Annotated in this window: 17 protein-coding genes; 9 read left to right on the top strand and 8 right to left on the bottom strand. The window is 73.7% G+C overall.

Features of this window, described 5'->3' with window-relative positions:
- Positions 1–10: 10 nt before the first annotated feature.
- The 7 genes from ACI78S_RS20365 to ACI78S_RS20335 all read right to left on the bottom strand — a co-directional run bounded on the left by ACI78S_RS20365 (position 11) and on the right by ACI78S_RS20335 (position 12,666).
- Positions 11–1,399 (bottom strand): neutral zinc metallopeptidase, encoded by a 1,389-nt coding sequence (locus ACI78S_RS20365; RefSeq protein WP_456976740.1) that lies wholly within the window; start codon positions 1,397–1,399, stop codon positions 11–13.
- 43 nt (positions 1,400–1,442) lie between these two features.
- Entirely contained in the window at positions 1,443–2,843 is a 1,401-nt protein-coding gene (locus tag ACI78S_RS20360; protein ID WP_456976738.1) for a neutral zinc metallopeptidase, read from the bottom strand.
- A 108-nt stretch (positions 2,844–2,951) separates the two neighbouring features.
- On the bottom strand, positions 2,952–4,334 hold the full coding sequence (locus ACI78S_RS20355; protein ID WP_456976736.1) for a neutral zinc metallopeptidase: 1,383 nt from the start codon (positions 4,332–4,334) through the stop codon (positions 2,952–2,954).
- Between the two features lie 171 nt (positions 4,335–4,505).
- Positions 4,506–7,379 carry a 1,4-alpha-glucan branching protein GlgB gene (glgB, locus tag ACI78S_RS20350; RefSeq protein ID WP_456976734.1) on the bottom strand — a complete coding sequence of 958 codons (2,874 nt, stop codon included), beginning with the start codon at positions 7,377–7,379 and terminating at the stop codon, positions 4,506–4,508.
- Positions 7,380–7,428: 49 nt separating this feature from the next.
- On the bottom strand, positions 7,429–8,799 hold the full coding sequence (locus ACI78S_RS20345) for a maltokinase N-terminal cap-like domain-containing protein (protein ID WP_456976732.1): 1,371 nt from the start codon (positions 8,797–8,799) through the stop codon (positions 7,429–7,431).
- Positions 8,796–10,601, bottom strand: coding sequence for a maltose alpha-D-glucosyltransferase (treS, locus tag ACI78S_RS20340; RefSeq protein ID WP_456976730.1), 1,806 nt, complete (start codon positions 10,599–10,601; stop codon positions 8,796–8,798). The genes ACI78S_RS20345 and treS overlap by 4 nt, the downstream gene beginning before the upstream one ends.
- A gap of 55 nt (positions 10,602–10,656) precedes the next feature.
- Entirely contained in the window at positions 10,657–12,666 is a 2,010-nt protein-coding gene (locus ACI78S_RS20335; RefSeq protein ID WP_456976728.1) for an alpha-1,4-glucan--maltose-1-phosphate maltosyltransferase, read from the bottom strand.
- 125 nt (positions 12,667–12,791) lie between these two features.
- On the opposite strand from ACI78S_RS20335, the gene glgP reads away from it, so the two are divergent.
- Together glgP and ACI78S_RS20325 are read left to right on the top strand one after the other, a co-directional pair.
- Entirely contained in the window at positions 12,792–15,344 is a 2,553-nt protein-coding gene (gene glgP, locus ACI78S_RS20330) for an alpha-glucan family phosphorylase (protein ID WP_456976726.1), read from the top strand.
- A 155-nt stretch (positions 15,345–15,499) separates the two neighbouring features.
- Complete coding sequence (locus ACI78S_RS20325) at positions 15,500–16,474, top strand: FHA domain-containing protein (protein ID WP_456976724.1); 975 nt, start codon at positions 15,500–15,502, stop codon at positions 16,472–16,474.
- 174 nt (positions 16,475–16,648) lie between these two features.
- Here the strand turns inward: ACI78S_RS20325 and glgX are convergent, their stop codons facing one another.
- A complete protein-coding gene (gene glgX, locus ACI78S_RS20320; protein WP_456976722.1) occupies positions 16,649–18,796 on the bottom strand; it encodes a glycogen debranching protein GlgX in 2,148 nt (715 codons plus the stop codon).
- Between the two features lie 119 nt (positions 18,797–18,915).
- Between glgX and ACI78S_RS20315 the strand changes: the two genes are divergently transcribed.
- The 7 genes from ACI78S_RS20315 to mnmA all read left to right on the top strand — a co-directional run.
- Positions 18,916–19,680, top strand: coding sequence for an ABC transporter ATP-binding protein (locus tag ACI78S_RS20315; RefSeq protein WP_456976720.1), 765 nt, complete (start codon positions 18,916–18,918; stop codon positions 19,678–19,680).
- A 69-nt stretch (positions 19,681–19,749) separates the two neighbouring features.
- The gene (locus tag ACI78S_RS20310; protein ID WP_456976718.1) at positions 19,750–20,535 is read left to right on the top strand and encodes an enoyl-CoA hydratase/isomerase family protein; all 786 of its coding nucleotides are present in this window, start codon (positions 19,750–19,752) and stop codon (positions 20,533–20,535) included.
- Positions 20,536–20,684: 149 nt separating this feature from the next.
- Complete coding sequence (locus tag ACI78S_RS20305) at positions 20,685–21,464, top strand: electron transfer flavoprotein subunit beta/FixA family protein (protein WP_456976716.1); 780 nt, start codon at positions 20,685–20,687, stop codon at positions 21,462–21,464.
- Positions 21,465–21,502: 38 nt separating this feature from the next.
- The gene (locus tag ACI78S_RS20300; RefSeq protein ID WP_456976714.1) at positions 21,503–22,465 is read left to right on the top strand and encodes an electron transfer flavoprotein subunit alpha/FixB family protein; all 963 of its coding nucleotides are present in this window, start codon (positions 21,503–21,505) and stop codon (positions 22,463–22,465) included.
- A gap of 144 nt (positions 22,466–22,609) precedes the next feature.
- Positions 22,610–24,022 (top strand): MFS transporter, encoded by a 1,413-nt coding sequence (locus ACI78S_RS20295; RefSeq protein ID WP_456976712.1) that lies wholly within the window; start codon positions 22,610–22,612, stop codon positions 24,020–24,022.
- Positions 24,019–25,209: a cysteine desulfurase family protein gene (locus ACI78S_RS20290; protein ID WP_456976710.1), complete on the top strand. Its 1,191-nt coding sequence runs from the start codon at positions 24,019–24,021 to the stop codon at positions 25,207–25,209. The genes ACI78S_RS20295 and ACI78S_RS20290 overlap by 4 nt, the downstream gene beginning before the upstream one ends.
- 26 nt (positions 25,210–25,235) lie before the next feature.
- On the top strand, positions 25,236–26,142 hold a 907-nt coding region (mnmA, locus tag ACI78S_RS20285), incomplete at its 3' end, for a tRNA 2-thiouridine(34) synthase MnmA (RefSeq protein WP_456976708.1).

The following is a 26,142-nucleotide window of genomic DNA, read 5'->3' as shown; positions in this document are numbered from 1 at the left end:
CCTGCGGCGGCTACCCCACGTCGCAGGGCTCCGGCCCGCCGACGAAGCCGTTGCGCAGCAGGTCGACCAGCTCGAAGCCGGTCAGGTCGACGTCGGGCAGCACCGCCTCGTCCCGGGCGTGCTGCAGCAGGAACTGCACGCTCTCGTCCAGGTCGCCGGGGGAGACCGACGCGGTCCGCAGCGAGCCGGCCACCAGCTCGGCGCTGAACCAGCCGGTCAGGCACACGGCCGAGCGGTAGGCGTCCTCGCCGTCCGCCGCCAGGCCGAGCTGGTCCCGGGCGGCCAGGGCGTAGCCGATCGACACGGCCGTGATCAGGGCGTAGTCCCCGATGTCGCCGTAGAGCGGCCGGCCGAGGTCGGGGTCGTCGAAGCCCACGAGCGGCTCGTCCGGGCAGACGACGAGGTCCAGCTCGCCGTCGGCGCAGCCCGGTGCGGCGTTCCGGAACGCGGTCAGCTCCGGCGCCTCGAACTCGTCACCGCCGAGGGCCGGGAGCGCCGCCGTCCAGAACTCCGTCAGCGAGTCCTCCATGAGCGTCGGCAGCTGCTCGTAGGGCGCGTTGCCCTGGTTGGCGAAGTCCTCGTCGGTGACGAACTGGCTCTGCGTGAAGACGCGGTCCGGCCCGAAGTCGTCCCGGCAGGCGGTCGGCCCGTCGTCGAAGCCCTCCTGGAAGGCCGAGACCCGGTCGAACCCGGAGCCGTGCGCCGACTGGCCGGCGGGGCTGGTGCCCACGGGGTCGCGGAGCAGCAGGTACCCCTGCAGCAGCTGGTCGAGCTCCGCGGTGCGCAGCTGCGTGTGCGCGGCCTCGCCGTCGGCCACCCAGGCGGTCCAGGCGCCGGCCAGGCAGTCGGCCTGGGTCTCGGCGGCGATCGAGGACGGCGGGGAGCCCACCCGGGCCTGGATCGCGTGGCCGAACTCGTGCGCGGTGACCAGGTCGGGCAGGAACCGCCCGTACTGGTCGGCCAGCTCGCCCAGGAACGCCCGGTCGTAGCTGATCGAGTCGGAGTTGGGCGTGTCCGGCGCCGCGCAGTAGAAGGCGTTGCCCTCCACCTCGCGCGGATCGCTGCCGCAGCCGATGCCCTGGGGGTACGCGGCGGGGTCGACGTCGTCGGGGTCGACGCTGAAGAACCCGCCCTGCAGCGGCTGGAACTGCGTGCCGAAGACCTCGGGGAACCGGCTGCCCCAGAAGTCCTGGAGGTCGGCGAGCGCGTTGCGGACCCGGAGGTCGACGGGGTCGTCCACCGCCCCGACGACGGTGATCTCGTCCGTGCCGACGTCGGACGTCGGCCGGGTCAGGGATCCGGGCCGGCCGACGACCACGAAGGAGCACCCTGCGAGGGTCAGGACGGCGAGCAGCAGGGCCGGCAGCGCCGTCCCCGCGCGGGTGCGAGTGGGGTCCACACCTCCGCAGTGCCCGGCCGGGCGGCGGGCGACACCGGGCGGGTCAGCCGTCGATCCCCACCTCGCAGGGGCCGCCGCCGTCCAGGAAGCCCGACCGGAAGGAGCGCAGCAGCTCGAAGCCCGTGACGTCGGAGTTCGGGAAGACGTTGCCCCGCAGCCCGTGGGCGAGGAGGAACTCCACCGCCTCGTCGACGTCGCCGGGGCTGAGCACCACCTGCTCGAACGCGCCGCTGAAGAGCTGGGCGGTGTACCAGCCGGTCAGGCACACCGAGGAGCGGGTCGCCTCGGCGTCGTCGGTGGACAGCCCCGCTTCCGACCGGACGGCCAGCGAGTACGCCGTCGAGATGGCGGTGGCGACGGCGTAGTCGCCGAGCTCCTCGTACGCGGGGAGGGTGAGGTCCCGCTCGTCGTAGTAGACGGTCGAGTCGGACTCGCAGTAGCCGAGGTCCCGGTCGCCGTCGACGCACTCGGGCGCGGTGCCCTCGAACGGCTCGAGGGCCGGCTCCTCGAACTCCCGGCCGAACGCCACGGGGAAGACGTCGGCCCAGAACGGCGGCAGCGTCTGCTCGATGAAGTCCAGGGTCTGGTCGTAAGGGGCGTCGCCCTCGTTGGGATCGCGGGGATCGGCCGCCGCCGCGGTGAAGATGCGCCCCTCGCCGTAGTTGTCCCGGCAGGCGGCGACGCCCTGGTCGAAGCCCTCGGCGATCGCCGACACCCGGTCGAAGTACGAGCCGTGCGCCCCTTCCTGGGACGGGTCGGTGCCCACCGGATCGGCCACCTGCAGGTACCCGCGCAGCACCTGGTCGAGCTCCGGCGCGCGGAGCGAGGTGTGCCGGCCGTTGCCCGCGGCGACCCACCCGGTCCAGGCGCCGGCCAGGCAGTCGGCCTGCGTCTCCTGGTTGATGCTCGCCCCGCGGAAGCCGAAGCGGTCCTGGATCGCGTGGCCGAACTCGTGCGCCATCACGACCGCCACCAGGGACAGGTCGAAGCTCGCCGAGAGCTCGGCGAGGAACACCCGGTCGTAGGTGATGGAGTCGGCGTTGTCCCGGCCCGGCGCGTTGCAGTACAGCGCGTTGTTCTCGACGCGTTCGGGCTGCAGGCCGCAGCTCACGCCGTCGGGGTAGGCCGCGGGGTCGACGTCGTCGGGGTCGACGCTGAACACCCCGCCGGCCAGCGGCTCGAACGGGGCCCCGAACGCCTCGGGGTAGGCCTCCTCCCAGAACGCGTAGAGGTCGGCCAGGGCGTTGCGCGCCTCCTGGTCGACCTCGTCGCCGTCCGCGGCCCCCGCGATCGGGAACTCCTCGGGGGTGGCGTCGCGCAGGGCGTTCCCGGCGGGCGCGGCGATGCCGACCACGGTGCTCGTGCAGCCGGTGAGCAGCAGGCCACCGGTGGCCGTCGCGGCGAGCGCGACCCGCAGGCGGCTCGGGATCCGGACCCGCGTCATGGGCTGAGTTCCCTCGTCCGTGTCGGGCAGGTGCCTGCATGGTGGCACGGCCCGCCGGACGGCGGCGGTGCGCCGCGGGACCGGCCGGGGTCCCGCGGCGCACGGTCGTCAGACGCCCACGTCGCAGGCGCCGGCCCCCTCCAGGAAGCCCGCGCGGAACGAGCGGACCAGCTCGAAGCCGGAGGCGTCGACGTTCGGGAAGACGGCGTCGTCGACCCCGTAGGCGAGGAGGAACTGGATCGCCTCGTCGATGTCGCCGGGGCTGATCGCCACGCCCGGGAGCCGGCCGCTGAACACCTGGGCCTCCCACCAGCCGGTGAGGCAGACCGCCGAGCGGGTGGCGGCGCCGTCGTCGGTGGACAGGCCCAGCTGCGAGCGGACGGCGAGGGAGTAGGGCATCGAGATGGCGGTCGCGACCGCGAAGTGGCCCAGCTCCTCGTAGGCCGGCTGGGTGAGGTCCTGCTGGTCGTAGTAGACGGTCGAGTCGGACTCGCAGTAGCCGAGGTCGCGGTGGTTCTCGACGCAGTCGGGCGGGGTGCCGTCGAACGACGTGACGGTCGGCGTCTCGAACTGCTGCCCGAAGGCGGTCGGGAACACGTCCTGCCAGAACGGGGGCAGGCTGGTGTCGATGAGGTCGAGCGTCACGTCGTAGGGCGAGTTGCCCTGGTTGGCCTGGTCCTCGTCGCTGAACTCGGCGGCGGTGAACAGCCGCTCGGTGGTGAAGTTGTCGCGGCAGGCCGTCACGCCCTGGTCGTAGCCCTCGGCGATGGCCGACACGCGGTCGAAGTACGAGCCGTGCGCGCCGCGGCGGTTGGGGTCGCTGCCCACCTGGTCGGCGGTCTGCAGGTACCCCCGGATCACGTCGTCGAGCTCCGGCAGCCGGATCGAGGTGTGCTCGGCGTTGCCTTCGACCACCCAGGCGGTCCAGGCGCCGGCGAGGCAGTCGGCCTGGGTCTCCTTGACGATCGAGGGTTCCTCGGACTCGAAGCGGTACTGCAGCGCGTGGCCGAACTCGTGGGCCATGACGAACGGCACGAGGGAGCGGCCGAACTCGTCGGCCAGGTCCTGCAGGAAGACCCGGTCGTAGGTGATCGAGTCGGAGTTGGGCTCACCGGGGAAGGCGCAGAAGAACGCGTTGTTCTCGACCTCGAGCGGGTCCAGGCCGCAGCTGACGCCGTCGGGGAAGGCCGCGGGGTCGATGTTGTCGACGTCGACGCTGAAGACCGGGCTCTCCAGGACGGGCAGCTCCTCCCCGTACGCCTCCGGGTAGGCCTCGTTCCAGAAGGTGTACAGGTCGACGAAGGCGTTGCGCGCCGCCTGGTCGACGACGTTGCCGTCCTCGGCGTTCACGATCGGGAACTCCTCCGCCGTCACGTCCCGGGGGACGCCGTCGCCGGGGGACGCCACCCCCGTCACGGTGCTGGAGCAGCCGGTGAGCAGCACGCTGCCCACTGCTGCCGCGGTGATCGTGCGGCGCAGGCCATGCCTCATTGGAGCGCTGTTCCTCTATTTCGGGGCCGGTGCGTGCCGGCGTCGTCTCGCGAGCCGGCACATGATGCCTGGTCGCGGCCCCGAGCGGGGTGCAGGAACGCCCGGTGTCGGACGCCGGGTGTCGGAATCGGTGCCGACGCCGGAGCGCTCCTGCGACCCGGTGGGAGGTGCTCAGCCCTCGTGCAGGAACCAGACGGTGCCCAGCGGGGGCGCCTCGACGACCGCCGAGTACGGCTGGCCGTGCCACGGTTCCTCGACCGCCTCCACGCCGCCCCAGTTGCCGACGCCGGAGCCGCCGTAGCCCTCCGCGTCGCTGTTGAGGACCTCCCGCCAGCGCCCGCCGCGCGGCAGGCCGATGCGGTAGCCGCTGTGCGGCGTCCCGGCGAAGTTGGCCACGCACGCCAGCGCCTGACCCGCCGCCGGCGCGCCGTCCTCGCCGGCGGGCGCGCCCGGCCGCCCGTAGCGGAGGAAGGAGAGCACGTTGCCCGAGGAGTCGTTCGCGTCGATCCACTGGAAGCCCGCGGGGTCGACGTCGAGGCTCCACAGCGCGTCGAGCTCGCGGTAGCGGGCGTTGAGGTCGGTCACCAGCTGGCGGACGCCGCGGTGCGCCGGGTCGTCCAGGTGCCACCAGTCCAGCGAGCGGCTCTCGGCCCACTCGGAGTCCTGGGCGAACTCCGAGCCCATGAACAGCAGCTGCTTGCCCGGGTGGGCCCACATGTAGGCCAGGTAGGCGCGCAGGTTGGCCAGCTGCTGCCACCGGTCGCCGGGCATCTTCCGCAGCAGCGAGCCCTTGCCGTACACGACCTCGTCGTGGCTGATCGGCAGGACGTAGTTCTCGGAGTAGGCGTAGATCATCGAGAACGTCAGCTGGCCGTGGTGGTAGCTGCGGTAGACCGGCGGCTTCTCCACGTAGGCCAGCGAGTCGTGCATCCAGCCCATGTTCCACTTGAAGCCGAAGCCCAGGCCGCCGAGGTGGGTGGGCCGGGTGACCCCCGGCCAGGCGGTCGACTCCTCGGCGATGGTGACCACCCCCGGCACCTCGCGGTAGACGGTGGCGTTCATCTCCTGCAGGAAGGCCACCGCCTCGAGGTTCTCCCGGCCGCCGTGGACGTTGGGCAGCCACTCGGAGCGCGAGTAGTCCAGGTAGAGCATCGAGGCGACCGCGTCGACGCGCAGGCCGTCGACGTGGAACTCCTTGCACCAGTAGAGCGCGTTGGCCACCAGGAAGTTGCGGACCTCGGTGCGGCCGAAGTCGAAGACGAACGTCCCCCAGTCCAGCTGCTCGCCGCGGCGGGGGTCGGCGTGCTCGTACAGCGCGGTGCCGTCGAAGCGCCCGAGCGCCCAGGCGTCCTTGGGGAAGTGCGCCGGGACCCAGTCGACGATGACGCCGATGCCGGCCTGGTGCGCCTTGTCGATCAGGTACCGCAGGTCGTCGGGGCTGCCGTAGCGGGAGGTGGGCGCGTAGTAGGAGGTGACCTGGTAGCCCCACGAGCCGCCGAACGGGTGCTCGGCCAGCGGCATGAACTCGATGTGCGTGAACCCGGACTCGACCACGTACTCGACGAGCTCGTCGGCCAGCTCGCGGTAGCCCAGCCCCTGCCGCCACGAGCCGGCGTGCACCTCGTAGACGCTCATCGGCCGCTCGTGCCAGCCGCCGCGGGCGCGGTCGGCCAGCCACTCGTCGTCGTGCCACTCGTAGGTCGACTCGGTGACCACCGATGCGTTGGCCGGCGGCACCTCGGTGGCGAAGGCCAGCGGGTCGGACTTCTCCCGCCACTCGCCGTCGGCACCGAGCACGTGGTAGCGGTACCGGCTGCCGGCTTGCACCCCGGGGATGAAGACCTCCCAGACGCCGGAGGCGCCGAGGGACCGCATCGGGTAGGCCCGCGCCTCCCAGTAGTCGAAGTCGCCGGTGACCTTGACGCCGCGCGCGTTCGGCGCCCAGACGGCGAAGGAGACGCCCTCGGTCAGCCCGCCGGGGGTGTCGTAGCGGCGCACGTGCGCGCCGAGCACCTCCCACAGCCGCTCGTGCCGGCCCTCGCCGATCAGGTACTGGTCGAGCTCGCCGACCGTCGGCATCCACCGGTAGGGGTCGTCGACGACGTACGTGTTGGTGCCGCCCGCCCCGTCGCCGTAGGTGACGTCGATGCGGTAGTCGCCGGGCTGCTGCGGCAGGGTCGCCTCGTAGATGCCGCCGCCGTGCAGCTGCCGGGCCTCGTACCGCGAGCCGTCCTGGTCGACGACGGTGACGCTGACCGCGTCCGGCCGGAGGGTGCGCACCACCCACCGGCCGTCGCCCACGGGGTGGAAGCCGAGGACGGAGTGCGGGTCGTGCGACCAGCCCTCGACGATGGCGCGCAGCTGGTCGCCGCTGACCTCGGCGCCGACGCCGACCGCCGGCGCGGCCGGCTCCGCGGCACCCGGGGCGGTCGTCGCCTCGGTGCTCGTGCCGGGTGCCGGGTTCTCGGGCGCCGGGTCCTCGGGCGTCGGGTCCTCGGGCGTGGGGGTCCCGGGCGCCGGGGTCTCCGGCGCCGGCTCGGCGGGTGTGGGCTCGGCGGGTGCCGGCTCGGCCGGTGCCGCGGGGGCGCCCGTGCCGTCGCCCGGCTCGGCGACCGGGGCCGGCGGCACCACCGGCGGCGTCGTGGCCTCGGCCGTCTTCTTCGCGGTGGTGCGCTTGGCGGTGGTCTTCGCGGCCGCCTTCTTCGCCGGCGCCGTCCCGGCCGGCGCCTTCTTGGCCGGGGCGCGCTTCGCCGGCGCCTTCTTGGCCGGCGCGGCCGCCTCGGCCGTGGTCCCCTCGGTGGCCCCCGCGGTCGCCTCGGCCGTGCTCGACGTCGCCGCGGCCGTCTTCTTGGCGGTCGTCTTCTTCGCGGTGGTCTTCGTCGCCGTCGCCTTCGCGGTCTTCGCCGGGGCCTTGCGCGCCGGGCGGGCCCGGCTCACGTTCTCGTCGGCCTCGGCCTGCTGCCGGACGCGGGCGGTCTTCTCCTCGACGGCGGCCTGGAGCTCGTCCTTGTCCGCCACGTGGTCCTGTGCGTCGTCCGTCGTCATCGTGCCCTCGCCGTCCTCGGTGGTGCGTCGTCGTGAAGTCGTGCCGCTGTCAGTTGCCGGACGAGATCCGGGACAACGAGTTCAGCGGGATCATCAGCCAGTGCGGCCGGTTGCGCGCCTCGTAGACGCACTCGTAGACCGCCTTGTCGGCCTCGAACGCCCGCAGGAGAGGGGAGTCCCCGCACGGGTCCAGCCCGCTCGCGGCCGAGTAGCCGGAGCAGTACGCGGTCCGGTTGCGCTCTGCCCACTCCTGGGCCCGGTATGCGCGCTGGGGGTCGTCGGGTTGCTCGACGAGCATGTGACGCGCGGCGTAGTCGAAGCTCCGCAGCATCCCGGCCACGTCGCGCAGCGGGCTGTCGAGCTGCCGGCGGTCCTCGAGCGAGCGGGCCGGCTCCCCCTCGAAGTCCAGGAGGATCCAGCCGGTCGCCGTCCGCAGCACCTGGCCCAGGTGCAGGTCGCCGTGCACCCGCTGGCGGACCACCTGCTCCTGGCTCCCGGCGACCGCGGCGTAGAGGGCGCGCAGCCCCTCGGCGTGCTCGGCGAGCTGCGGCACGACCTCGATCGCGGCGTCGAGCCGGGCGTTCATCTGCTCGGCCAGCCCGGCGAACCACGCCTGGTCGGCCGGCTCGGTGGGCAGCACCTTCGCCATGTCGGCGTGCACCGACGCCGTCGCCGCGCCCAGCCGCTCGCTGTCGGCGGCGAAGTCGCCGCCGACCTCGTCGGCGTGCAGGTCGCCCTCGGCGTAGAGGTCGCGCACGCTCGCCGTGGCCAGCCGCCAGCCGTCGCTGGCGTTGGGCACGAAGGTCTGCAGCATCGCGGCCGTGGCCGCCGGCTTCGCCGGGTCGGGGTCGTCGATCTCCACGTGCCCCAGCAGCGGGGCGATGTGCTCGTTCTCCGTCCGCCGCAGCGCGTCGTGCACCTCGACGTCGGGGTTGAGGCCGGGCTCGAGCCGCCGGAACAGCTTGAGGATCGCCTCCGAGCCGTAGATCAGCGACGTGTTGCTCTGCTCGCCGGAGACGACGTCGCCGGGGAGCCCCTCGGGGATGGCGGCCACGCCCGCGGGGTGGAAGTGCATCGGGCCCACCGTCGAGGCGTTCACCAGGTGCTTCAGCCACGGCGTCGTCGCGTCGCGGTCGCGCATGGCGTCGTAGCCGTAGAGCTCCCGGCCCTCGTAGGTGACCGCGCCGATGAAGGCGTGGGTCAGCTCCTCCGTCGGGTGCTCGTGCCAGGAGACCGGGATCAGGTAGGTCTCGCGCCCGCCGTCGGCGTAGGTGACGTCCACCCGGTGCACCGAGAGCACGGGGTGCTCCCGCTCGAGGAAGAAGCCGCTCTCGGCGACGTCCGCCCACTCCCGGCCCTTGCCGCCGAACCAGCGCTGGGCGGGCATCCAGTCCTTGAGCAGGTCGCTCGCCACGGTCATCGCGCACCTCCGGCGGAGTGCTCGTCGTCCCCGACGACCCCGGCCGCCAGCAGCGACTCGGCCAGCCCGGTCTCGTGCTCCGGTTCGGGTTCCGGCTCGGGCTCGACCGGCTTGGCCAGCTCGAACCAGTAGAAGCCGTGCCCGGCCAGGGTGAGCATGTACGGCAGGACGCCGATCTGCGGGAACTCCACCCGGCCGGTGAGCTCGATCGGGGTGTAGCCCTCGAACTGCCGCAGGTCCAGCTCCACCGGCTGGGGGAACCGCGACAGGTTGTTGACGCACAGCACGATGTCGTCGCCGAACCGGCGGACGAAGGAGAGCACCGTCGGGTTGCGCGAGCCGACCTCCTCGAAGCTGCCCAGCCCGAACGTCGGGTGCTCCTTGCGGACGGCGATCATCCGCCGGATCCAGTGCAGCAGCGAGTTCGTGTTGCGCAGCTGCGCCTCGACGTTGGTGGTCTGGTAGCCGTAGACCGGGTCCATGTTCAGCGGCAGGTACATCCGCTGCGGGTCGGCGGTGGAGAAGCCGCCGTTGCGGTCCGGCGTCCACTGCATGGGGGTCCGGACGCCGTCGCGGTCACCGAGCCAGATGTTGTCGCCCATGCCGATCTCGTCGCCGTAGTAGAGGACCGGCGAGCCGGGCAGGCTGAACAGCAGGGCGTTGAACAGCTCGAGGGTGTTGATGTCGTTCTCGAGCAGCGGGGCCAGCCGGCGGCGGATGCCGATGTTGGCCTTCATGCGGGGGTCCTTGGCGTACTCCGCCCACATGTAGTCGCGCTCCTCGTCGGTGACCATCTCGAGGGTCAGCTCGTCGTGGTTGCGCAGGAAGATGCCCCACTGGCAGTTCTTCGGGATGTCCGGCGTCTGCGCCATGATCTCCGAGATCGGGAAGCGCTGCTCCCGGCGCGCGGCCATGAACAGGCGCGGCATGACCGGGAAGTGGAAGGCCATCTGGCACTCGTCGCCGTCGGCCCCGAAGTACTCCACGACGTCGGCCGGCCACTGGTTGGCCTCGCACAGCAGCACCCGGTCGGGGTAGCCGGCGTCGACGACCTTGCGCACCCGCTTGAGGAACTCGTGGGTCTTCGGCAGGTTCTCGCAGTTGGTCCCCTCCTCCTCGAAGAGGTAGGGGACGGCGTCCAGGCGGAACCCGTCGATGCCGAGGTCGAGCCAGAACCGCAGGGCGTCCAGGATCGCCTCCTGCACCCGGGGGTTCTCGAAGTTGAGGTCGGGCTGGTGCGAGAAGAAGCGGTGCCAGAAGTACTGCTTGCGGACCGGGTCGAACGTCCAGTTGGAGCTCTCGGTGTCGACGAAGATGATCCGCGCGTCGGGGTAGCCGGTGTCGTCGTCGGCCCACACGTAGAAGTCGCCGTACGGGCCGTCGGGGTCGCTGCGGCTGGCCTGGAACCAGGGGTGCTGGTCCGAGGTGTGGTTCATGACGAAGTCGATGATCACGCGCATGCCCCGCGCGTGGGCCGCGTCGAGGAACTCCTTGAAGTCGTCGATGTCGCCGAACTCGGGCAGCACCGCCGTGTAGTCGCTGACGTCGTAGCCGCCGTCGCGCAGCGGGGAGGCGAAGAACGGCGGCAGCCAGAGGCAGTCGACGCCCAGCCACTGCAGGTAGTCGAGCTTGTCGGCCATGCCGCGCAGGTCGCCGACGCCGTCGGCGTTGCTGTCGGCGAAGCCGCGCACCAGGACCTCGTAGAAGACGGCGCGCTTGAACCAGTCGGGGTCGGTGCCGGGGGCCGGCAGCGCCGACGGCCTGGTGTCGGAGGTGCTCGCGTCGGGGACGGGAACGGTCATCGGGAGGGGTCGTCCTCGATCTTCTGGGTGGGACGGGTCTGCGCCGGAGGTGGGCTCAACCGGCCACGGGCGGGAACTGGACCGGCCGCGGGAAGGCGACGGAGAAGACGTGCGCCGGTTCCCGGTACGGGTCGAGCTCCACGTAGTTGAACTGGCCCCAGTCGTAGGAGGCGCCGGTCAGCTCGTCGGTCACCGAGAAGCGCTCGTGCCAGTCGAGCCCGAGCGCGGGCATGTCCAGCGCCGTCGTCCCGATCTGCGTGTGCCGGCTGGAGAGGTTCACCACGACCAGGACGGCGTCGGCGGAGCCGGGGTCGGTCTTGGAGAAGCACATCAGGTTCGGGTTGTCGACCGGGTGGAAGCGCAGGGTGCGCAGCTGCTGCAGCGCCGGGTGGGCCCGCCGGACCTCGTTGAGCCGGCGCAGGTAGGGCGCCAGGCTGCGCCCGGAGGCCTCGGCGCCGGCCCAGTCGCGCGGCCGCAGCTGGTACTTCTCGCTGTCGAGGTACTCCTCGCTGCCCGGGCGGACGGCGACGTGCTCGAACAGCTCGAACCCGGAGTACACGCCCCAGGTCGGGCTCATCATCGACGCGAGCACCGCGCGGATCTTGAACATCGGCGGCCCGCCGTACTGCAGCGTCTCGTGCAGGATGTCCGGGGTGTTCACGAAGAAGTTCGGCCGCATGTAGTGGGCCGTGCCGGCCAGTGACCGCCCGTACTCCTCGAGCTCCCAGCGCTCGGTGCGCCAGGTGAAGTACGTGTAGGACTGCGTGAACCCCAGCCGGGCCAGCTGGTGCATCATCGCCGGCTTGGTGAACGCCTCGGCGAGGAAGAGCACGTCGGGGTCGGTCTTCTTGACCTCCCAGATCAGCCAGTGCCAGAAGTTCAGCGGCTTGGTGTGCGGGTTGTCGACGCGGAAGATCTTCACGCCGCAGGACACCCAGTGCCGCACCACCCGCAGCACCTCGGCGTAGATGCCCTCGGGGTCGTTGTCGAAGTTGATCGGGTAGATGTCCTGGTACTTCTTCGGCGGGTTCTCGGCGTAGGCGATCGTGCCGTCGGGCTTGGTGGTGAACCACTCCGGGTGCTCCTTGACCCAGGGGTGGTCCGGCGCCGCCTGCAGCGCCAGGTCCAGCGCCACCTCCAGGCCCAGCTCGCCGGCGCGCCACACGAAGTCGCGGAAGTCGTCGAGCGTGCCCAGCTGCGGGTGGACGGCGTCGTGGCCACCGTCCTCGCTGCCGATCGCCCACGGCGAGCCGACGTCGTCCGGCTCGGGGGTGAGCGTGTTGTTGCGGCCCTTGCGGTTGATCCGGCCGATCGGGTGGATCGGCGGGAGGTAGACGACGTCGAAGCCCATGTCGGCGACCGCCGGGAGCCGCTCCTGGGCGGTCTTGAACGTGCCGTGGGTGGGCTTGCCGCCGACCACCGGGCCCTCGGAGCGCGGGAAGAACTCGTACCAGGAGCCGTAGAGGGCGCGCGGCCGGTCGACCCAGACCTCGTACGTGGGGGAGGGGGTGATCAGCTCCCGCACCGGGTGGTCGTGCAGCACCTGCTGCAGCGCCGGGGTGAAGGAGGGGGCCACCCGGGCGGTCAGCTCCCGGGACTCGTCGCGCAGCGCGGCCGCGGCGGCGCTGACGGCGTCGCGGTGCTCGGCGGGGCAGTCGGCGGCCACCCGGTCGAGCAGCCGCGCGCCCTCCTCCAGGTCGTTGGCGAGCTCGGCGGCGCCCTGGCCGGCGGCGATCTTCACCTCGACCGCGTGGTGCCAGGTGGCCAGCGGGTCGCTCCACGCCTCGACGGTGTAGGTCCACCGACCCTCGCGGTCGGGGACCACGGTGGTCAGCCAGCGGTCGGGCTCCTCGCCGTAGCGGGCCATCCGGCGCAGCGGCGGCTGCGCGGCCTCGCCCGGCGGTCGCCAGACGACGTTGGCCGCGACGGCGTCGTGGCCCTCGCGGAACACGGTGGCGGTGATCGGCAGGTGCTCGCCGACCACGGCGCGGGCCGAGAAGGACCCGCAGGACACGACGGGGGCGACATCGGTGATGCCGAGGCGGAGGTCAGGGCGGCCAGTCATCGGCACAGACGCTAGCGAGATCACCGGGCGGCCACACCTCGGCGGTGGGGGACCACCCGGAGGGGTGGGCGCCGCCCCGGCCGCGCGCGGCTGAAGGCGACGTCGTCCCTGGTTAGGCTCGCCGCGTGCGCGCTCTCCGCCGGTTCACCGTCCGTGCCACCCTCCCGGAGCCCCTGCAGGCGCTGGCCCAGCTGGTGATGAACCTGCGCTGGTCGTGGCACCCCGAGACCCGGGACCTCTTCGAGGCCCTCGACCCGGCGCTGTGGCAGGACTGCGGCGGCGACCCGGTCAAGATGATGGGCGAGATCTCGGCCGAGCGGCTGGCCACCCTGGCCAAGGACCGGCGCTTCCTGCGCCGGCTCCAGGACGTCGTCGACGACCTCGACGACTACATGGGCGCCGAGCTCTGGTACCAGTCGCTGGGCGCCGACGCCCCCAAGGCGATCGCGTACTTCTCCGCCGAGTTCGGCATCACCGAGGTGCTGCCCCAGTACTCCGGCGGCCTGGGCATCCTCGCCGGCGACCACCTCAAGGCCGCCTCCGACCTCGGCGTCCCGCTCATCGGCGTGGGCCTGCTCTACCGGGCGGGCTACTTCGACCAGGGCCTGTCGGCCGACGGCTGGCAGCTCGAGCACTACCCGTCGCTGGACCCGCACGGCCTGCCGGTCAAGCTGCTGCGGCAGGCCGACGGCGCCGCCGTCGTCATCACCGTGCCGCTGCCCGAGGGCCGCACGCTGCACGCGCACGTGTGGCGCGCCCAGGTGGGCCGGGTCCCGCTGCTCCTGCTCGACAGCGACATCGAGGAGAACGCCCCGGCCGAGCGGCACGTCACCGACCGGCTCTACGGCGGCGACGAGGACCACCGGCTGCGGCAGGAGATGCTGCTCGGCATCGGCGGCGTCCGCGCGCTGCGGGCGTTCTGCTCGCTCACCGGCACCCCGCAGCCCGAGGTGTTCCACGCCAACGAGGGCCACGCCGGCTTCCAGGGGATCGAGCGGATCCGGGAGCTGACCGAGTCGCACGGGCTGTCGTTCCCCGAGGCGCTGCAGGCGGTGCGGGGCGGCACGGTGTTCACCACGCACACGCCGGTGCCGGCCGGCATCGACCGCTTCCCGCGCGCGCTCATCGAGCGCTACTTCGCCGGGTTCGGCGTGCCGCTGGGGGAGCTGCTGGCGCTGGGGGCCGAGGAGGACCCGGCGAAGTTCAACATGGCGCACATGGGGCTGCGCCTCGGGCAGCGGGCCAACGGCGTCAGCCGGCTGCACGGGCACGTCAGCCGGCACATGTTCAGCGGCCTGTGGCCGGGCTTCGACGAGGACGACGTCCCGATCTCCTCCATCACCAACGGTGTGCACGCCGCCACCTGGACCGCCCGGGAGCTGGTGGAGCTGGGCACCCAGACCACCACCCAGGGCGACCCGGTCGAGGTCGACGGGCCGGTGCACTTCGACGGCGTCGACCGGATCCCGGCCGGCGAGCTGTGGCAGACCAGGCGGATGCTGCGCGGGCGGCTGGTCGACGAGGTGCGCCGCCGGCTGCGCGAGACGGCGCTGTCCCGCGGCGCCGTCGAGGCCGAGGTCGGCTGGACCGACACCGCCTTCGACCCCGACGTGCTCACCATCGGCTTCGCCCGCCGGGTGCCGTCCTACAAGCGGCTCACGCTCATGCTCAAGGACCCGGAGCGGCTCAAGGCCCTGCTCCTCGACGACGAGCGGCCGATCCAGCTGGTCATCGCGGGCAAGAGCCACCCGGCCGACGACGGCGGCAAGCAGCTGATCCAGCAGATGGTGCGCTTCGCCGACGACCCGGAGATCCGGCACCGGATCGCGTTCCTGCCCGGCTACGACATCGGCATGGCCCGCTACCTCTACTGGGGCTGCGACGTCTGGCTGAACAACCCGCTGCGCCCGCTGGAGGCCTGCGGCACGTCGGGCATGAAGGCCGCCCTCAACGGCGGGCTGAACCTCTCCATCCGCGACGGGTGGTGGGACGAGTGGTTCGACGGCCAGAACGGCTGGGCCATCCCCACCGCCGACGGCGTCGCCGACCCCGACCGCCGCGACGAGGTCGAGGCCCGGGCCATCTACGAGCTGATCGGCACCCAGGTGCTGCCCCGGTTCTACGAGCGCGACCGCGACGGCGTCCCGGCCCGCTGGGTCGAGATGGTCCGGCACACCCTGCGCGAGACCGGCCCGAAGGTGCTCGCCTCGCGGATGGTGCGCGACTACGTGCAGCAGCTCTACCGGCCGGCGGCGCTCTCGGCGCGGGCCATGTCCGACGGCGGCACCTACTCGCCGGCGCGCCAGGAGGCGGCGCTGCGGGCGCACCTGCACGAGAACTGGAGCACCGTGCGGGTGGCGCACGTGGAGGCCACCGGCGCCGGCGACACCCCGGAGATCGGCTCGACGCTGGCGCTGCGCGCCGAGGTGGAGCTGCCGGGGCTGGCCCCGTCCGACGTCCAGGTGCAGGCGGCCTACGGCCGGGTGGACGACGCCGACGGGCTGCACGACGTCACCTGCATCCCCATGGAGCACGAGCAGGCCGACGGGTCGCGGCACTGGTTCACGGCCACGGTCCCGCTGGAGCGCACCGGCGCCTTCGGGTACACGGTGCGGGTGCTGCCGAAGTCGGCGCACCTCGCCGACCCGGCGGAGCTGGGCCTGGTGACGAGCGCCTGACGACGGCCGCCCCGTCGGGCTCCGGGGCGCCCGTACTCTCGCTTGAGACCCTCAGGTCACGGGTATCCCATGCACCACGGGTGACACCGCCCTCGCTCGGCGTGGCGGTGCTCCGCGACCGCCCACACCTGCAGCGCAACACTAGGCTGGAGCCCATGCCCGACCGCTGTGAAGTCCTCCCCGGAGACTCGGTCGTCGCCCGTCGCGGCGGCGGTCTGCTGTGGGTCGACGCGCCCGGCTCGCCCGCCCTGGTGGCGGCCCTGCACGCCTGCCTGGGCGTCTCGGGCCCCGGCGCCGACCGCGTCCTGGCCGCCGTGGCCGGCCAGGTCTCCACCCTCGCCCACGGCGGGGCCTCCTTCGCCCTCGTGCTCGCCGACACCGCGGAGGGCGCCGGCACCGGTGTCGCGCTGTGGTCGGGGAAGGGCCAGCCCGCCGTCGACGGCGTGCCGGTCTCGGGCTCGTCGGTCGACGGCGGCTGCACGCTGGCGGCCGGCTTCTCGCTCGGCCAGACCCTCTACGTCGGCCCCGGCCAGGCGGCCCCGCAGATGCCGCCGGGCGTCGCCCTCGACCTCGTCGAGGGGACGGTCCCCGGCTCCGGCGCGATGCTGCAGCTGGCCGCCGCCGCTCCGGCCGCCTCGGCGCCCCAGCCGGTGGCGGCGCCCGCGCAGTCCTACTCCGCCCCCTCCGACGCCGGCTTCGGCGCCGCGCCGTCCGCCCCGGTGTCCTCCGGCGCCAGCCGGGCCGACTCGGGTGAGCAGACCGCGTTCTGGCGTCCCGACGCCCCCGTGGCGCCGATCCTGCGGTTCGACGACGGCATGGTCGTCACCGTCGACGAGGACCTGGTGCTGGGCCGTCGTCCCGACAACCACGAGCTGGTGACCGGCGGCTCGGCCCGCCCGGTGCCGATCGCGGACACCCAGAACGTGCTCTCCTCGGCGCACGCGGCGATCCAGCGGGCCGGCCGGGAGGTCTCCCTCGTCGACCTGGGTTCGCTCAACGGCACCCACGTCGCCGGTCCCGAGGCCACCGAGTGGACCCAGCTGGAGCCCGGCGTCGCCCACCCGCTCTCCGACGGCGACCGGCTGCTGCTCGGCTGGACCGTCATCACCTTCGAGCAGCCCCAGGACTGACTCCCGACGCACGCGGAAGGGCCCCGCCGGTTCGCCGGCGGGGCCCTTCCGCGTTCGGGTGACGCCGTCCGCGAGGCCGACGCCGTCCTCCCGCACCGCGGCACGTCCTCCCTCGTGCCGCAGCACGGGGGAGGAGCTGCCGGGATCAGGTGAGCTGATCGTGGCCGCGAGGCCTCAGGGGCGGCGGAGGATCCGCATCAGCCAGACGCTGCGGCCCGGCAGCCGCACCGGGCCCGGACCGACCACGGCCGGCCGGGGCGGGGCGCCGGTGGGGTACTCGGTGGAGAGCACCAGCTCGTAGCCGTCGCCCCAGGGCGGACCGGGCAGGGTGACCGTCGTCGGCTCGGCGCCGGCGTGCAGCCACACCAGGTAGGACTCGTCCACGACCCGCCGGCCGAACTCGTCGCGGTGCCGCAGCGCCCGCCCGTCGAGGTACATGCCGACCGTCTTGAGGTTCGTGTCGAACCAGTCGGCGGTGGTCAGCTGGGCGCCGGCGGGGTTGAACCAGGCCAGGTCGCGGGTGCCGCCGGTGGCCGGCAGCTCGTGCCCCTCGAAGAACGCCTCCTGCCGCAGCGCCGGCGCGGCGTGCCGCAGCTGCACCAGCCGGCGGACGAAGGCGAGCAGGTCCTCGTCGACGTCCTTCCAGTCGATCCAGGAGACCTCGTTGTCCTGGCAGTAGGCGTTGTTGTTGCCCTGCTGGGTGCGGCCCAGCTCGTCGCCGGCGGTGAGCATCGGCACCCCGGTCGACAGCAGCAGCGTCGCCAGGTGGTTGCGCACCTGGCGGGCCCGCAGCGCCAGGACGTCGGGGTCGCCGGTCGGCCCCTCGACCCCGCAGTTCCAGTTCCGGTTGTGGCTCTCGCCGTCGCGGTTGTCCTCGCCGTTGGCCTCGTTGCGCTTGCGCTCGTAGGCGACGAGGTCGGCGAGGGTGAACCCGTCGTGGGCGGTGACGAAGTTGATGCTCGCGAACGGCCGGCGCCCGTCGGAGCGGTACAGGTCCGAGGAGCCGGTCAGCCGGTAGGCGAGGTCCCGCACCCCCACCGGGGCGCCGGACCACACGTCGCGCACGGTGTCGCGGTACTTGCCGTTCCACTCCGTCCACGGCGGCGGGAAGTTGCCCACCTGGTAGCCGCCCTCGCCGACGTCCCACGGCTCGGCGATCAGCTTCACCTGGCTGACGACCGGGTCCTGGTGGACGACGTCGAAGAACGCCGACAGCCGGTCGACGTCGTGCATGGAGCGGGCCAGCGCGGAGGCGAGGTCGAAGCGGAAGCCGTCGACGTGCATCTCGGTCACCCAGTACCGCAGCGAGTCCATGAGCAGCGCCAGGACGGCGGGCCGGCGGACGTCGAGGGTGTTCCCGCAGCCGGTGTAGTCGGTGTACCGGGCCGCGTCGCCGCCGCGCACGCGGTAGTAGGCGCGGTTGTCGATCCCCTTGAACGACAGCGTCGGGCCGGTGTGGTCGCCCTCGGCGGTGTGGTTGTAGACGACGTCGAGGATCACCTCGATGCCGGCCGCGTGCAGCGCCTTCACCATCGCCTTGAACTCGGTGACCTGCTGCCCGCCGCTGCCGGCGGAGCTGTAGTCGGCGTGCGGGGCGAAGTAGCCCAGGGTGTTGTAGCCCCAGTAGTTGGTCAGGCCGCGCCGGAGCAGGTGCGGCTCGCTGACGAAGTGGTGCACCGGCAGCAGCTCGACGGCGGTGACGCCGAGCCCGGTCAGGTGCTCGACGAACGCCGGGTGCGCCAGGCCCGCGTAGGTGCCGCGCAATGCGGGCGGGACCTCGGGGTGGCGCATCGTCGCGCCCTTGACGTGCACCTCGTAGATGACCGTGTCCGACCACGAGGTCGCCGGGGGCCGGTCGCCCTCCCACGGGAACGAGTCGTGGATGACCACGCCGCGCGGCACGAACGGGGCCGAGTCGCGGTCGTCGGGCGCCTGCGAGTCGGGGTTGTCGCCGCGGTAGCCGAACAGCGCGCCGTCGAGCGCGAGCCGGCCGTCGACGGCCCGCGTGTAGGGGTCGAGCAGCAGCTTGGCGGGGTTGTAGCGCTGCCCGCTGCCGGGGTCGTAGGGCCCGTGCACCCGGTAGCCGTAGCGCTGGCCGGGACCCACACCGGGCAGCCGCGCGTGCCACACCTGGTGGGTGTTCTCCTGCAGCCGCTGGCGGTGCTCGGTGCCGTCGGCGTCGAACAGGCACAGGTCCACCGCCGAGGCCCCGCCGGCCCACAGCGCGAAGTTGGTGCCGGTGCCGTCCCAGTGCGCGCCCAGCGGGCTCGGCGATCCGGGCCAGGTGACGGGACCGAGCGGTCCGACCTCGGGGAGTGCCACTCCGCGATCCTGCCCCCTCCGCGGCCGTGGCGCGTCGCAGGAGGCGCGGCGGGAGTTGGTTGGATGGACGCGTGTCGAGCAGTGTGTCTGGTGGGGGCCCGTCCGAGCCGGTCGTCCGCATGCGGGGGGTCGACGTCGTGCGGGGGGACACCTACCTGCTGCGCGGCGTCGACTGGACCGTCGAGGCGCACCACCGGTGGGTGGTCCTCGGCCCCAACGGCGCCGGGAAGACCACCCTGCTGCAGCTGGCCGCCGCGCACATGCACCCCACCCGCGGGGAGGTGCAGCTGCTGGGCGAGACCCTCGGCGCGGTCGACGTCTTCGAGCTGCGTCCGCGGATCGGCCTGACCAGCGCCGCGCTCGCGCAGCGCATCGGGGCGGGGGAGAAGACCGGCGACGTCGTCATCTCCGCGGGTTACGCCGTCGTCGGCCGGTGGCGCGAGCGCTACGACGTCCACGACCTGACCCGCGCGGCGATGCTGATGGACCAGTGGGGCGTCGCCCAGTTCGCGCACCGGCCGTTCGGCACCCTGTCGGAGGGCGAGCGCAAGCGCACCCAGATCGCCCGCGCGCTCATGCCCGACCCCGAGCTGCTGCTGCTCGACGAGCCGGGCGCCGGCCTCGACCTCGGCGGCCGCGAGGACCTCGTCTCCCGGCTGTCCGACCTGGCCCGGTACCTGTTCGCCCCGGCGCAGGTGCTGGTCACCCATCACGTCGAGGAGATCCCGCCCGGGTACTCGCACGCCCTGCTGCTGCGCGACGGCGAGGTGGTGGCCGCCGGGGCGGCGGACGACGTGCTGACCTCCGCGCACCTGTCCGACACCTTCGGGCTGGAGCTGACGCTGTCGCGCCAGGACGGGCGGTTCACCGCCCGCCGCGCGTAGCCGGACCCCCTGCCTCCATCCGCTCGCAGGCTCGCGGCGGGGCCCTGCGGGGGGCCGTATGGTGCGGCCATGGCGGAGCCGGAGTTCGTGACCCTGCAGGTCGAGGGCGGCGTGGGCACCATGCGCCTGGACCGGCCGAAGATGAACGCGATCGACGAGCAGCTGCACCGGGAGGTCCGCGCCGCGGCGCTGCAGGCCGCCGAGCGCGACGACGTGCGCGCGGTGGTGATCTACGGCGGGGAGCGGGTCTTCGCCGCCGGCGCCGACATCAAGGCGATGTCGCGCCTCGACGGCACCGCGATGGTCGCCTGGGGCCGGGAGCTCACCGACTCGTTCACGCAGGTCACCCGGATCCCCAAGCCGGTCATCGCGGCCGTCACCGGGTACGCGCTCGGCGGCGGCTACGAGCTCGCGCTGTGCGCCGACTTCCGCGTGCTCGGGCGCAACGCGAAGATCGGCCAGCCCGAGATCCTGCTCGGCGTCATCCCGGGCGCCGGCGGCACCCAGCGGCTGGCCCGCCTGGTCGGTCCCGCGAAGGCGAAGGACCTCGTGTTCACCGGCCGGCACGTCGGCGCCGAGGAGGCGCTGGAGATCGGCCTGGCCGACGCCGTCGTCCCCGACGACGAGGTGTACGCCACCGCCGTGGCCATGGCGCGCAAGTTCGCCGCCGGCCCGCCGCTGGCGCTGGCTGCGGCCAAGCGGGCGATCGACGAGGGGCTCGACCTGCCGCTGCCGCAGGGGCTGGCCCTCGAGAGCCGGCTGTTCGCCGAGCTGTTCGACACCGAGGACCAGAAGGTCGGCATGCGCTCGTTCCTCGAGAACGGGCCCGGCAAGGCCACCTTCTCGGGTCGGTGACGCCTCCGGCGTCCGCTGCCCGACGGGGCGTGATACGGGTCACCCACCTCCCCCGGCACGCGTCCGTTACCGGCCAGTAACCTCCATGATCGGAGCTAGGCGGGCGGCAGGGCCCGCGCCCTGACCCCATCGCGGAGGTAGGTCTGGCGATGAACATCGTCGTTCTGGTCAAGCAGGTCCCCGACTCCGGCAGCGAGCGCAGGCTCGACGCGGCCGACAACACGGTCGCGCGGGCGAGCGCGGACAACGTGATCAACGAGATGGACGAGTACGCCATCGAGGAGGCGCTGCAGGTCCGCGACCGCGAGGGCGGCGAGGTCACCGTGCTCACCGTCGGCCCCGACTCGGCCACCGACGCGATCCGAAAGGCGCTGTCGATGGGCGCGGACAGGGCGGTGCACGTCTCCGACGAGGCGATCCACGGCTCCGACGCGATCCAGACGTCGGCGGTGATCGCCGCGGCGCTGGGCCAGCTGGAGTACGACCTGGTGCTGTGCGGCGCCGAGGCCACCGACTCGCAGATGAGCGTGATGCCGGCGCTGCTCTCCGAGCGGCTGGGCATCCCGCAGCTGTCCGGCGCGCGCAAGCTCACGATCGAGGGCGGCGTGGCCCGGGTGGAGCGGCAGACCGACACCGGCTACTGGGCGCTGGAGGCGCCGCTGCCGGCGATCGTGTCCACCTGGGACTCGATCAACGAGCCGCGCTACCCCTCCTTCAAGGGGATCATGGCCGCCAAGAAGAAGCCCGTGGAGTCCAAGTCGCTGGCCGACCTGGGGATCGACGCCGGGCAGGTCGGCCTGGCGAACGCGACCACGCAGGTCGTCGACTTCGCCGGCCGCCCGCCGAAGGGCGCCGGGGTCAAGGTGACCGACGAGGGCGACGGCGCCGAGAAGCTGGTCGGCTTCCTCGCCGAGCAGAAGATCGTCTGACCGCGGACCCGAGCGCAACAGAAGGAGATCGAGCAGTCATGGCAGAGGTCCTGGTCCTCGTCGAGCTCAACCCCGCCGGCGGCGGCGTCCGCAAGACCACGCTGGAGGCGCTGACTGCCGCCCGCGCCCTGGGCGAGCCGTCGGCCGTCGTGGCCGGCGCCCCCGGCTCGGCCGCCGCCGCCAAGGACGCGCTGGCCGAGCACGGCGCGCAGAAGGTCTACGTCGCCGAGTCGCCGGAGATCGACGACTACCTCGTGGCGCCCAAGGCGGAGGTGCTGGCGTCCCTGGTCGAGCGGGTGTCGCCCGCGGCCGTCGTCATCCCCTCCTCGCCGGAGGGCAAGGAGGTCGCCGCCCGGCTGGCGGTCAAGACCGGCTCCGGCCTGCTGACCGACGTCACCGAGATCGCCGCCGACGGCACGGCCACCCAGGTGGCCTTCGCCGGGGCGACGATCGTGCACTCGAAGGTCACCACCGGCACCCCGATCTACACCCTGCGCGGCAACTCCGTCGCACCCGAGCCCGCCCCCGGCGCGGCCGCCGAGGAGACCGTCGAGGTCGCGCTCTCCGACGCCGCCAAGCAGGTGAAGGTCGTCGACCGGGTGGTGGAGCAGAAGAGCAGCCGGCCGGAGCTGACCGAGGCGGCGATCGTCGTCTCCGGTGGCCGCGGCGTCGCCTCCGCCGACAACTTCAAGATCATCGAGGACCTGGCCGACTCCCTGGGTGCGGCCGTCGGCGCCTCGCGGGCGGCGGTGGACTCCGGCTTCTACCCGCACACCTTCCAGGTGGGCCAGACCGGCAAGACCGTGTCCCCGCAGCTCTACATCGCCGTCGGCATCTCCGGTGCCATCCAGCACCGCGCCGGGATGCAGACCAGCAAGACGATCGTCGCCATCAACAAGGACCCCGAGGCGCCGATCTTCGAGCTGGCCGACTTCGGCGTGGTCGGCGACCTGTTCCAGGTCGCCCCGCAGGCCACCGAGCTGATCAGGTCCCGCAAGTAGGAAGACCACCCTTCCCCCGTGCCCCGCGGGCTCGGCACGGGGTCCTGCAGGAGGGCCGCACCTCGGGCGCCGGTCCCCGTTCCGGGGGCCGGCGCCCGGCGTGTGCGCGGAAAGGGTTCGCGGCGCAGGACGGTTGAGCGGAAGGTGGACCGCGGGGTGGTGGACGAGGTGGCGGCGGCGCGACTGCTCGATCGCGAGCACCGCCTGACCACCGCGGGGCTGGTCATGCTGGTGACCTTCATCGCCTTCGAGGCGATGGCGGTGGGGACGGCCATGCCGACCGCGGTGGCCGAGCTCGACGGGCTGGCCTGGTACGCGTGGCCGTTCAGCGCCTTCCTGGTCGCCTCCGTCGTCGGGATGGTGGTCGGGGGAGACGTCGGCGACCGTCGGGGTGCCCGGGTGGCGCTGCCCTGGGGGGTCGCCGCGTTCGCCGCGGGGCTGCTGGTGGCCGGCGTCGCCGGGGACATGGCCGTCTTCGTCGCCGGCCGGGCGGTCCAGGGCTTCGGCGCGGGCACCATCGCGGTCTCGCTGTACGTGATCGCCGGGCTGGCCTACGAGCCGGCGCTGCGCCCGCGGCTGTTCGGCGCCATCAGCTCCGCGTGGGTGCTGCCGGCGCTCGTCGGGCCGCTGCTGGCCGGCCTGCTCACCACCCACGCCAGCTGGCGGCTGGTCTTCCTCGGCCTGCTCCCGCTCATCGCGCTCGGGACGGCGCTGGTGCTGCCCGCCGTCCGGGCGCTGCCGCGCCACGAGCCCGCCGGCTCCCCGTCGCGGTCCCGCTGGGGCTGGGCGCTGCTCGCCGGCGCGGGCATCGCGGTGCTCCAGTACGCCGGTCAGCGCCGTGACCTGCCGGCCCTGGCGCTCGCCGTCGTCGGGGTCGCCGCGCTGCTCGCGGGGCTGCGACCGCTGCTGCCGCCCGGCACCGGCCGCGCCGGGCGGGGGCTGCCGGCGGTGGTCGCCTCGCGCGGGCTGCTCGCCGGTGCCTTCTTCGGCATGGACGCGCTGCTGCCGCTGGCGCTCACCGAGGTGCACGGCTTCGGCGCCACCGCCGCCGGCATCCCGCTGACCGCCGGCGCCGTCGGGTGGGCCGCGGCGTCGCAGGTGCAGGGCCGGTTCCCGCACGTGCCGCGCGAGCGGGTGCTGCGGGTGGGCTTCGCGCTGCTCGCCGCCGGGCTGGCCGGGACGGCGCTCACCGCCGTCCCCGCCCTGGGCGGGTGGCCCGCGTACGCCACCTGGGCGGTCGCGGGGCTGGGCATGGGGCTGGGCATGCCCAGCGTCGGCGTCCTGCTGCTCGACCAGTCCCCGGAGCACCGCCGCGGCGCCGACTCCGCGGCGCTGCAGATCTCCGACGTCACCGCCTCGGCGCTGTGCATCGGGCTGGCCGGCGTGCTCGTCGCGGCGGCCACCACCGGGGCGCTGTCGATGCCGGTCGCGATCGCCGGCACGGTCGCCGTGCTGACCGCGCTCGCGCTCGTCGGTGTCCGGGTCGCCGGCCGGGCGGCCGCCCCCGTTCCGGGGCGTGGTGTCGCGGAGGGCGCGACTACATTGGGTGCGCCATGACGTACCTGGACCACGCGGCCACGACGCCGGTGCTCCCCGAGGTGCTGGCCGCGATGACCGAGCAGCTCGGCCGCGTGGGCAACGCCTCGTCGCTGCACGCCAGCGGCCGGGCCGCCCGCCGCGCGGCGGAGCAGTCCCGGGAGCGGATCGCCGAGGCGCTCGGCGCGCGGCCGTCGGAGGTCCTGTTCACCAGCGGCGGCACCGAGAGCGACAACCTCGCCGTCAAGGGCTTGTTCTGGGCCCGGCGCACCGCCGACTCCCGCCGCCGGCGGCTCGTGGTGAGCCCGGCGGAGCACCACGCCGTCCTCGACAGCGTCGAGTGGCTGGTCAAGCACGACGGCGCCGACGTCACCTGGCTGTCGGTCGAACCGAGCGGGCGCGTGTCGCCCGCGGCCCTGCGCGAGGCGCTCGGCGACGGCACCGACGTCGCGGTGGCCAGCGTCATGTGGGCCAACAACGAGATCGGCACCGTGAGCGACGTGGCCGCGCTGGCCGGGGTCGCGCACGCCGTCGGCGTCCCGCTGCACACCGACGCGGTGCAGGCGGTCGGCCAGGTGCCCGTCGACTTCGCCGCCAGCGGCGCCGACGCGCTCACCATGACCGGGCACAAGCTCGGCGGCCCGATGGGCGCCGGCGTGCTGCTGCTGCGCCGCGACGCCGAGTGCACGCCGCTGCTGCACGGCGGCGGTCAGGAGCGCGACGTGCGCTCCGGGACCCTCGACGTCGCGGCCATCGTCGGCCTGCAGGTGGCGACGACGACGGCGGTGCGGTCCCGCCCCGAGCGCGTCGCCCGGCTGGCGCGGCTGCGCGACCGGCTGGTCGCCGGCGTCGTCGCCCAGGTGCCCGACGCCCAGCTCAACGGGGCGCCCCTGGACGACGTCGTCGCCGGCGGGCCCGGCCGGCTGCCCGGCAACGCGCACCTGTCCTTCCCCGGCGCGGAGGGCGACGCGCTGCTCATGCTGCTCGACGCGCGCGGGGTCGAGTGCTCCACGGGCTCTGCCTGCAGCGCCGGCGTGGCCCGGCCCAGCCACGTGCTGCTGGCCGTCGGCGCCGAGGCCGGCCGCGCGCGCAGCTCGCTGCGGTTCAGCCTCGGGCACACCTCCACCGACGCCGACGTCGACGCGCTGCTCGGGGTGATCGGGCCGGTGGTCGAGCGGGCCCGGCGGGCCGGGCTGGGCTCGCGATGAGGGTTCTCGCGGCGATGAGCGGGGGCGTGGACTCCGCCGTCGCGGCCGCGCTGGCGGTCGACGCGGGCCACGACGTGACCGGCGTCCACCTGGCCCTCTCGCCCGACCGGCAGACGCTGCGTAGCGGCGCCCGCGGGTGCTGCAGCGTGGAGGACGCGCACGACGCCCGCCGGGTCGCCGACGAGCTGGGCATCCCGTTCTACGTCTGGGACCTCGCCGAGCGGTTCGCGCACGACGTCGTCGAGGACTTCGTCGCCGAGTACGCCGCGGGCCGCACGCCCAACCCGTGCCTGCGCTGCAACGAGAAGATCAAGTTCACCGCGGTGCTGGACCGGGCCCGGGCGCTCGGCTTCGACGCCGTCGTCACCGGGCACCACGCCCGGCTCGCCGGCGGCGAGCTGCGCCGCTCGGTCGACCCCGCCAAGGACCAGTCCTACGTGCTCGCCGTGCTCACCGCCGAGCAGCTGGCCGGGGCGGTGTTCCCGCTGGGCGGGATGACCAAGGCGCGGGTGCGCGAGATCGCCGCCGAGCGCGGCTTCGCGGTCGCCGCCAAGCCCGACTCGCACGACATCTGCTTCATCCCCGACGGCGACACCCGCGGCTTCCTCGCCCGGCGCCTCGGCAGCCGGCCGGGCCCGCTGGTCGACGCGGCCACGGGCGCGACGGTCGGCGAGCACGACGGCACCTACGGGTTCACCGTCGGCCAGCGGCGCGGGCTGGGGGTGAGCGCGGGTGACTCCCGGCCGCGGTACGTGCTGGGCATCGAGCCGGTGAGCCGGACCGTCACCATCGGCACCGCCGACCTCGCCGGTGTCCGCGAGGTCCGCACCGGCCCGCCGACGTGGACCGGCCCCGGGGGGGGGGGGGGGGGGGGGGGGGGGGGGGGGGGGGGGGGGGGGGGGGGGGGGGGGGGGGGGGGGGGGGCGGGGGGGG

The organism is Geodermatophilus sp. SYSU D00815 (assembly GCF_054050035.1).
Note: the sequence above shows the minus strand (reverse complement) of the source record. Positions and strands in the feature narration are given on the sequence as shown.

Excerpts from the sequence above, each read along its gene's own strand:
- ACI78S_RS20360 (WP_456976738.1), bottom strand. The coding sequence starts at position 2,843 with ATGACGCGGGTCCGGATCCCGAGCCGCCTGCGGGTCGCGCTCGCCGCG.
- ACI78S_RS20355 (WP_456976736.1), bottom strand. The coding sequence starts at position 4,334 with ATGAGGCATGGCCTGCGCCGCACGATCACCGCGGCAGCAGTGGGCAGC.
- glgB (WP_456976734.1), bottom strand. The coding sequence starts at position 7,379 with ATGACGACGGACGACGCACAGGACCACGTGGCGGACAAGGACGAGCTC.
- ACI78S_RS20345 (WP_456976732.1), bottom strand. The coding sequence starts at position 8,799 with ATGACCGTGGCGAGCGACCTGCTCAAGGACTGGATGCCCGCCCAGCGC.
- treS (WP_456976730.1), bottom strand. The coding sequence starts at position 10,601 with ATGACCGTTCCCGTCCCCGACGCGAGCACCTCCGACACCAGGCCGTCG.
- ACI78S_RS20335 (WP_456976728.1), bottom strand. The coding sequence starts at position 12,666 with ATGACTGGCCGCCCTGACCTCCGCCTCGGCATCACCGATGTCGCCCCC.
- ACI78S_RS20325 (WP_456976724.1), top strand. The coding sequence starts at position 15,500 with ATGCCCGACCGCTGTGAAGTCCTCCCCGGAGACTCGGTCGTCGCCCGT.
- ACI78S_RS20315 (WP_456976720.1), top strand. The coding sequence starts at position 18,916 with ATGCGGGGGGTCGACGTCGTGCGGGGGGACACCTACCTGCTGCGCGGC.
- ACI78S_RS20310 (WP_456976718.1), top strand. The coding sequence starts at position 19,750 with ATGGCGGAGCCGGAGTTCGTGACCCTGCAGGTCGAGGGCGGCGTGGGC.
- ACI78S_RS20305 (WP_456976716.1), top strand. The coding sequence starts at position 20,685 with ATGAACATCGTCGTTCTGGTCAAGCAGGTCCCCGACTCCGGCAGCGAG.
- ACI78S_RS20300 (WP_456976714.1), top strand. The coding sequence starts at position 21,503 with ATGGCAGAGGTCCTGGTCCTCGTCGAGCTCAACCCCGCCGGCGGCGGC.
- ACI78S_RS20290 (WP_456976710.1), top strand. The coding sequence starts at position 24,019 with ATGACGTACCTGGACCACGCGGCCACGACGCCGGTGCTCCCCGAGGTG.